The sequence below is a fragment of the uncultured Fibrella sp. genome (genome assembly GCF_964250085.1).
Classification (GTDB): domain Bacteria; phylum Bacteroidota; class Bacteroidia; order Cytophagales; family Spirosomataceae; genus Fibrella.
On sequence record NZ_CAXUEC010000015.1, the window covers coordinates 1 to 6,341 of the forward strand.

Below are 6,341 nucleotides of genomic sequence, written 5' to 3' on the forward strand. Positions count from 1 at the left end.
TTTTTTGACGGACTAAACCTGTTTTTTGACGGACTAAACCTGTTTTTTGACGGACTAAACCTGTTTTTTCGCCTATATATAGGATAACAAATAGAACAAAGATTTCAAATACCACAAAGATTGTGTTGCAGAAAAAAAACGGCATTTAGGGAGCTGACGCAACCCAACAAGGCTGACGCGAGAGAAATAACGAAGGGGGAAAGAGAAAACAGAAAAAAACAAAAACAACAAAAAATCAAAAGGGCAGGGAGGGGGGGCAACTATAAACTTAGTTATATGTGTTCCAAAATTTGCATTTTTCTAAGAATAGCCATCCTGTAATATAACTAACCTAACAACAACGGGGAAAGAAAAGACCCCTTATTGTTGTGTCCTAGTCTTTTACTGTCTCAGCCTATCCTACTCCCCGCCTAGCCAATGGTCAATTTGTGAACCCGGTAGATTCTCTTTACCTTCCCCTTTGCCACGTTGAGCCATCCGGGAGCGTAGCGCGAAGCGGTCTTATTTAAGAGCGAGACGGAACGCTATTCCCCTACGGGTCATACCGTTCTTCTCGCCCTACGGGGTTAGTAATCAATTGTTTATAATTACAAAACATACAAGAAATTAGTACTAATTGTGCACATTTTTAGTAAACCACTGACTATCAATTAGTAATTGTATAAATTCTTACTACATGAGCGACCGTAAAAGCCTTTCTGTCAGCGCAGGCACTCACCAACAGTTAGAGCGGTTAGGTACTAAATTTGGCCTGTCCCATAAAGATTTGATCGCAGTCATGGCGCAGTATTTCACCCTTACCAAGACCGACCCCCGCGACACAAAGGCCGATGTACCCGACGTAGCACTAAAGAAACTAACCGAAAAGGTAGATGCTTTGGATAAACGGATGATTGGATTTATCCGGGAGCAGGAGAAGGAACTACTAAAGCCTATCCTGTCCGAGGTGAAGGCTATGCGTACCCAGATCGGGCAGACATCGGGCAGTACTGGTATCACCCCAGAGCAGTTAGAGGAGCAGTTAACCAGCGTTGTTGAAGCCATTCAAACCCTGATGCGGCTCTCGTTTCGTACCGCTATGGTCGATAATGCCCTACGCCCGGAGTACCGACAGCAGACCGACGAACTAATCCAGCAGCAGAGCAAACCCAAGAAGCGATGATGACCAAGATAGGCGGGGGTAGTCCGGGCAGTTGTGGGGGACTGGTCGAGTATTTGGAGAAAGAGCAGGCCGGGTTATGGTTCAGTCAGGGCCGGGAGCAACTTGCTGGCCACGTGGTAGTGGCCCAGATCGACCATAACAAGCGCAATTTGGGCCGGGAGGATGCCAAGTACTACCAAGTGATTTTAGCCCCTTCACAGGCTGAATTAGCCCACATCGGTAGTGACCCCCAGAAGTTACAGGCATTCACCCGCGCCACGATGGAGCAGTACGCGGCCAATTTTGGAAAGGGGATAGAAAGCAAAGATTTGGTGTGGTTTGCCAAGATCGAACATAGCCGCAGCTTTGACCACACTGACCGGGCGGTACAGTTGGGTGAGCAGCAAAAAGGCGTAGCCAAGACTGGCGACCAAACCCATATTCATGTGATCGTGAGCCGGACGGAGAACCTACGGGAGTACGTAGAAGGGAAGAAAAACGAGCAGCACCAGCGCAAGAACCCCTACCACCTTAGCCCCCTGACCAATCACAAAGCCACCACCAAAGGGCCGGTCGTGGGCGGTTTTGAGCGCAACAGCTTCAGTCAGCGCACCGAGCAGACATTTGACCAGGCGTTTACCTACGAGCGTTCGTTAACCGAATCGTTCCGGTTTTTGCACTGCATGAAGTACGGTGACGAGCCAGCCAAAGGGGAAATGCAGCGACAGGTCGCAGAGCAGGCCCAAAAACGCGCTCAGAGCCACGAACCCGGCCAACGGGCAGAAATGTACCAGCAACCCGGCAAATCGTCGGAAAATGAGCTTACCGACGATTTACGGGCTGTTTTGAGCAAAGCCTATCGGCAGAAGGACGTAAGCGATTTAACCGCAGCTCTGGCCACCGCGCAGGCCGAGCGAGAACGGCAACGAGTAGCCCAGGAGCAAAAGGCCGAAGAAGCCCGTAAACAGGCCATAGAAACGGCCAAATTGGCCGAGCAACAGAAAGTAGTCCAGCAGCAGAAAATCGAACAGAAACCCGAAAACGCCCCCCGAATTAGTCGGGGCTTAGGCTTATGAACGAGAACAAGTTTTTAAGAAATTTAAGCCAGCAAAGTACTCAAGCGGTCGAACCGACACCGCCCCAGCCGATACCGCAACGGCGGCCCGGTCCGAGTGATAGTAGCCCAACCGAATACGACCCGATCAAACGCCTGACGGATGAATTAAGCCGCCAGAGTCGGGCCATCGAGGGACTAAATACCCGGATTGACCGCATGGAGCAACGGCCCAAAGCCGCGACCCAAGCCGAGTTACAGGCGTTGCTGCACGAGGCCCGCGAAGGAGTCAGTTTTACGATTGACAGCGAAGGGATAGCCCGGTTGGTACTGCCAGAATTGAAAAAGGGAATGCCTACCCCAGCCGGGATAAAGGCCGCAGCCGATGCCGGCGCGGGCGCGATCACAGCCGCCGGGACGAGTGCCGCCGAGCGCATCGAGCGGGCCGGGTCAGGAGCCGCCAGCCGGATCGAGTGGGCCAGCCGCAGCAAGGCCGATGCCTTCGCGGGCCGGGTTGGGTTCTCCTCGTGGCAGGCCGCAGCCATTGTATTTGCCGGGTTTGCCCTACTGATCGTGCTGGTTAGTGTACTGAACCGAGAACGCGAAACGGCCTTGTCACAGGCCAGATCGGAGACGCAGGCCGTGCGGGAGTTCACCAATTGGGCAAAGACCCAGCCGGAGGGGAAACGGCTGTATGATCGTTACTACAACCCCTGATTCATATTGCCTTCGGCGACCCCTTAGCGGGGAGCAGGCCCAACAAATAGTGCGGGTCGATGCTGGCCACTCGTGGCCAGCATCGACCCGCACTATTTGTTGGGCGATTGTGTAAAACAGAACAATAATTGAAAAAGTACAATGCCTGGCTACTCTTCACCAGTAGCCAGGCATTGTACTTTTTGGAGGGTAGTTTTATAACGAAAGTTATGTTAAGGGACTATTCCGGGAATTTTAAAATTCTTATAAACCGTGTCTTACAAGGTTAAAGCTAATTTTTTCTAACTAGAATGTAAATTAGCTTTAACCTGTAGTTTCATTGGAAAAGCTCCAATGCATAACGCATCGCCAAGGAACATGAGAAATTTATTACTGGCTAAGATAGCTTTGTGTATATACACACTTGCCCACGTAGGGTCATCGTGTATATATGCTCAAAACCTAATCCCAAATCCGCGCTTTGAGTTAATTAGTGATTGCCAGCAAGCACTTAGTAATCGTAATATTGAGTTAGCACCACCTTGGTATAACCCCAATCGAGCCTCTTATAACAGTAATTATTATCTGGCAGCTAAAGTGTGCGTCCCGGCTGCTCAGTGGATTGATGCCCCTTTATCAGACGGCTTTATTGGAACTTATTCAGTATACCAAACCGACGCTGGTAAAGTTGTTGCTAATCAAGGGACTTATGCCAGTGCTCCGTTAGTTCGAACTCTGGAAGCGGGAAAATATTACTGGTTTAAAATGAAAGCCATCATAGCGAATGTAGGTGCCTCTAACGGCTCAAAGCAAGAACAAAACAGTTATGGACTGCTATTCAGTGCGAATCGTCCTTCGTATGTCAATCAAGAGCTTTTATCAATCGCCCAATACCAGCCTCAACTAATTTTTACGAACCGGTACTATCAGGAAAGGCGCACAACTAGTAGTGGCTACACGGACAATTTTGCTGCCAGGCAACTTATGCAGGGATGTTTCCAAGCGAAAGGAAACGAACAGTTTGTAACAGTTGGCGATTTCTTACATCCCAATTATACTAACCGAAGCTCAAGCCTACAGTTTACCGATCTGAGTTTAACTGAAATGCCGGATCGGATTGATTTAGGACCAGATACGTCAATTTGTTCAGGTCAAAAAATACAACTCAACGCGCATTTCAGTCAGTATGCGCCGACTTACCGTTGGCAAGACGGCTCTACAGATTCAACGCTTTCGGTGACTCAAAGCGGACTTTATTCGCTGACTATAACCTGTTCTTGTAGAACGTACACAGATTCAGTTCGTGTAGCTATACGCAATCCAAATCTACAGATCAAAACAGATACAAGCGTCTGTCAAGGAAGTCCTATTACGCTGATAGCTGGTTCCGGATTTGATCGCTATCGTTGGTCGGATGGGTCAATCACTCCAACGCTGAGTGTTGACAAGCCGGGTGTTTATCAAGTGGAAGTCGAACGGTTTGGTTGCTTGGCTCGTGATAGTGTGCAGGTCTACTCTTCGAGTGAATGCTGTCAACTTTATTTGCCTACGGCTTTCACTCCTAATACCGATGGAATAAACGATGAGTTTAGCATAACCACAGGTTGCTCTGACATAATTCGAGAACTTGAATTACTCGTTTATGATCGTTGGGGAGTGGTCATTTTTAGATCACAAGACGTAAAAACTGGGTGGAATGGAAATCATCAAGGTATTCCCTGTATGGTCGGTCCATATACATGGCAACTCCATTATACTTTGCCCTACAAGAAGTCAATTGTTCGTCAGTATCAGCGGGGAACAGTGATGCTCCTTCACTAATGGCAGATCTGTTAACCGAAAGAAAAGTCTACCCGACTAACCATTATGACTTGGTAGAATGGTCAGTCAGTTTCGCCTTCTCAATAGCTATTACTTCAGCCAGTGTTAAGTAAGGCCCCTGATGATTTACCCACCTTTCACTCATTTCGTCGAGTTCAGCATCTGTATGGCCATTTTTAATCACGGCTATCATTTTCGGAGTCGCTTTCTTGTTCGGATTTCTGGGTGGTTTGAGCATATTTGTTTCTGTCTTTCCGGCCAGCGGGCCGACAACTGATAGGGCGAATTTGCCCATTTCTGTACGAAAAAGCAACGAAGAGCAAACGGTTTTGGTTGCTCAGCCCCACGCCACTGTATTGCTGTTCACCCCGACTGTCTACCCGATCAGGAGCCGGACGGAAATTCGGGTCAATGAATATGCTTTCTACTTCTTCAACTGTGTTTGCCCGGAGTGGATATTGGTCGATAATATGCCCCTTATTGGCTGCATCCCACTGAAATTCAAGCATTTTTCTTTCCCTTTGGTTCTTTCAGGCCCAGCCGGGTGAGCAGATATCCGGCCACGTTCTTTTCTACTTTTATCTTGCCTGTCTGTAACTCGTAGGCAAACTTATTAACCTCCTGAACCAGATTGGCCGAGTTCATGATCTGATTCACCACGTCGGCACGCTTGATGTTCCATTGCTCCAGTAATAGCCGGGCGTTCTGGTATTGAGCCTCTGACACACCCACCGGAGCCGCCCCCACCTTTGCCGGTCCATCTTTGACCGGCAGGACAACGGCAAGCGGTTGAGCCTTAACCGTGAAAGTGATATTCTGAAAGCTACGGCCCCGTTTTTGGAGTGTGTAGCCTATCTGTAAATCAGTGTGCTGATTGATTTGCTTAACTGATTCATCCAGTACAAACTGCTTAAACTGTCCAATTTGCTTGTATTGCTCATTGCCTTTATCATCGAGTAAGGCCAGCATCTTCTTGAACTCATCCAGACTAAATGTCTGAGTTTGCCCTTTGTCCTTCCACTGACTGCATAGGGCATAGATTCGCTTGGCGTACTTACTGCCCAGGCGTAAAGCTGCATAGAGTTGAAAAGAGGTGAAATTATCTTTCAGGTCGAACAAGTAGGGTTTGATTGGATTGGCAAACTCTATCTCAATTCGCCCCTCACCAATTATGTACTCGACCCGTTGAAACATCCAGAGTTGTTTATAACTCTTAGCGGTTGACACTTCAAACATTCGGCTACCCATCTCCTCAGTAGCTTTTCGCAGATAGCCGTACTTGTACTCTTTCCCTGTCATGGCCGACAGATCTTTCACTACAATCTCATAAACTCCGTCTGTCTTGTCTTTTTTGAGCATTGAGAGCAGATAGAAGAACAAGTCTAATTGCAACTCTGAGTACTCATAACGAGCCGTAGTAATGGCGTTGTGTTGACGGACTTCTAAAGCCTGATTCATGGGAAATTAACTGATTTAGGGTGTTCTGAGGCTATAACGACAAAAAACAGAGTAAATTCACAGTATGTTAAAGTTTACTGTTTTTTGACGGACTAAACCTGTTTTTTTGACGGACTAAACCTGTTTTTTGACGGACTAAACCTGTTTTTTGACGGACTAAACCTGTTTTTT

6 protein-coding genes are annotated in these 6,341 nt (G+C 47.8%); 4 read left to right on the forward strand and 2 right to left on the reverse strand.

Annotation, left to right across the window (positions count from 1 at the left end):
• The first annotated feature begins 676 nt into the window (after positions 1 to 676).
• The 4 genes from ACFE8Q_RS27420 (at position 677) to ACFE8Q_RS27435 (ending at position 4,712) form a co-directional block, all read left to right on the forward strand.
• A complete protein-coding gene (locus tag ACFE8Q_RS27420) occupies positions 677 to 1,162 on the forward strand; it encodes a BfmA/BtgA family mobilization protein (RefSeq protein WP_375448655.1) in 486 nt (161 codons plus the stop codon).
• Positions 1,159 to 2,217 carry a DUF5712 family protein gene (locus ACFE8Q_RS27425; protein ID WP_375448656.1) on the forward strand — a complete coding sequence of 353 codons (1,059 nt, stop codon included), beginning with the start codon at positions 1,159 to 1,161 and terminating at the stop codon, positions 2,215 to 2,217. The genes ACFE8Q_RS27420 and ACFE8Q_RS27425 overlap by 4 nt, the downstream gene beginning before the upstream one ends.
• Positions 2,214 to 2,912 carry a hypothetical protein gene (locus ACFE8Q_RS27430; protein ID WP_375448657.1) on the forward strand — a complete coding sequence of 233 codons (699 nt, stop codon included), beginning with the start codon at positions 2,214 to 2,216 and terminating at the stop codon, positions 2,910 to 2,912. The genes ACFE8Q_RS27425 and ACFE8Q_RS27430 overlap by 4 nt, the downstream gene beginning before the upstream one ends.
• 357 nt (positions 2,913 to 3,269) lie before the next feature.
• The gene (locus ACFE8Q_RS27435; protein WP_375448658.1) at positions 3,270 to 4,712 is read left to right on the forward strand and encodes a gliding motility-associated C-terminal domain-containing protein; all 1,443 of its coding nucleotides are present in this window, start codon (positions 3,270 to 3,272) and stop codon (positions 4,710 to 4,712) included.
• 176 nt (positions 4,713 to 4,888) lie between these two features.
• On the opposite strand, the gene ACFE8Q_RS27440 is transcribed toward ACFE8Q_RS27435, so the two are convergent.
• Together ACFE8Q_RS27440 and ACFE8Q_RS27445 are read right to left on the reverse strand one after the other, a co-directional pair.
• Complete coding sequence (locus tag ACFE8Q_RS27440) at positions 4,889 to 5,221, reverse strand: BrnT family toxin (protein WP_375448659.1); 333 nt, start codon at positions 5,219 to 5,221, stop codon at positions 4,889 to 4,891.
• Positions 5,214 to 6,170, reverse strand: coding sequence for a replication initiation protein (locus ACFE8Q_RS27445; RefSeq protein ID WP_375448660.1), 957 nt, complete (start codon positions 6,168 to 6,170; stop codon positions 5,214 to 5,216). The genes ACFE8Q_RS27440 and ACFE8Q_RS27445 overlap by 8 nt, the downstream gene beginning before the upstream one ends.
• Positions 6,171 to 6,341: the final 171 nt, after the last annotated feature.

Coding starts and splice junctions, on each gene's coding strand:
- ACFE8Q_RS27445 (WP_375448660.1), bottom strand. CDS start 6,170: ATGAATCAGGCTTTAGAAGTCCGTCAACACAACGCCATTACTACGGCT.
- ACFE8Q_RS27425 (WP_375448656.1), top strand. CDS start 1,159: ATGATGACCAAGATAGGCGGGGGTAGTCCGGGCAGTTGTGGGGGACTG.
- ACFE8Q_RS27435 (WP_375448658.1), top strand. CDS start 3,270: ATGAGAAATTTATTACTGGCTAAGATAGCTTTGTGTATATACACACTT.
- ACFE8Q_RS27440 (WP_375448659.1), bottom strand. CDS start 5,221: ATGCTTGAATTTCAGTGGGATGCAGCCAATAAGGGGCATATTATCGAC.
- ACFE8Q_RS27420 (WP_375448655.1), top strand. CDS start 677: ATGAGCGACCGTAAAAGCCTTTCTGTCAGCGCAGGCACTCACCAACAG.
- ACFE8Q_RS27430 (WP_375448657.1), top strand. CDS start 2,214: ATGAACGAGAACAAGTTTTTAAGAAATTTAAGCCAGCAAAGTACTCAA.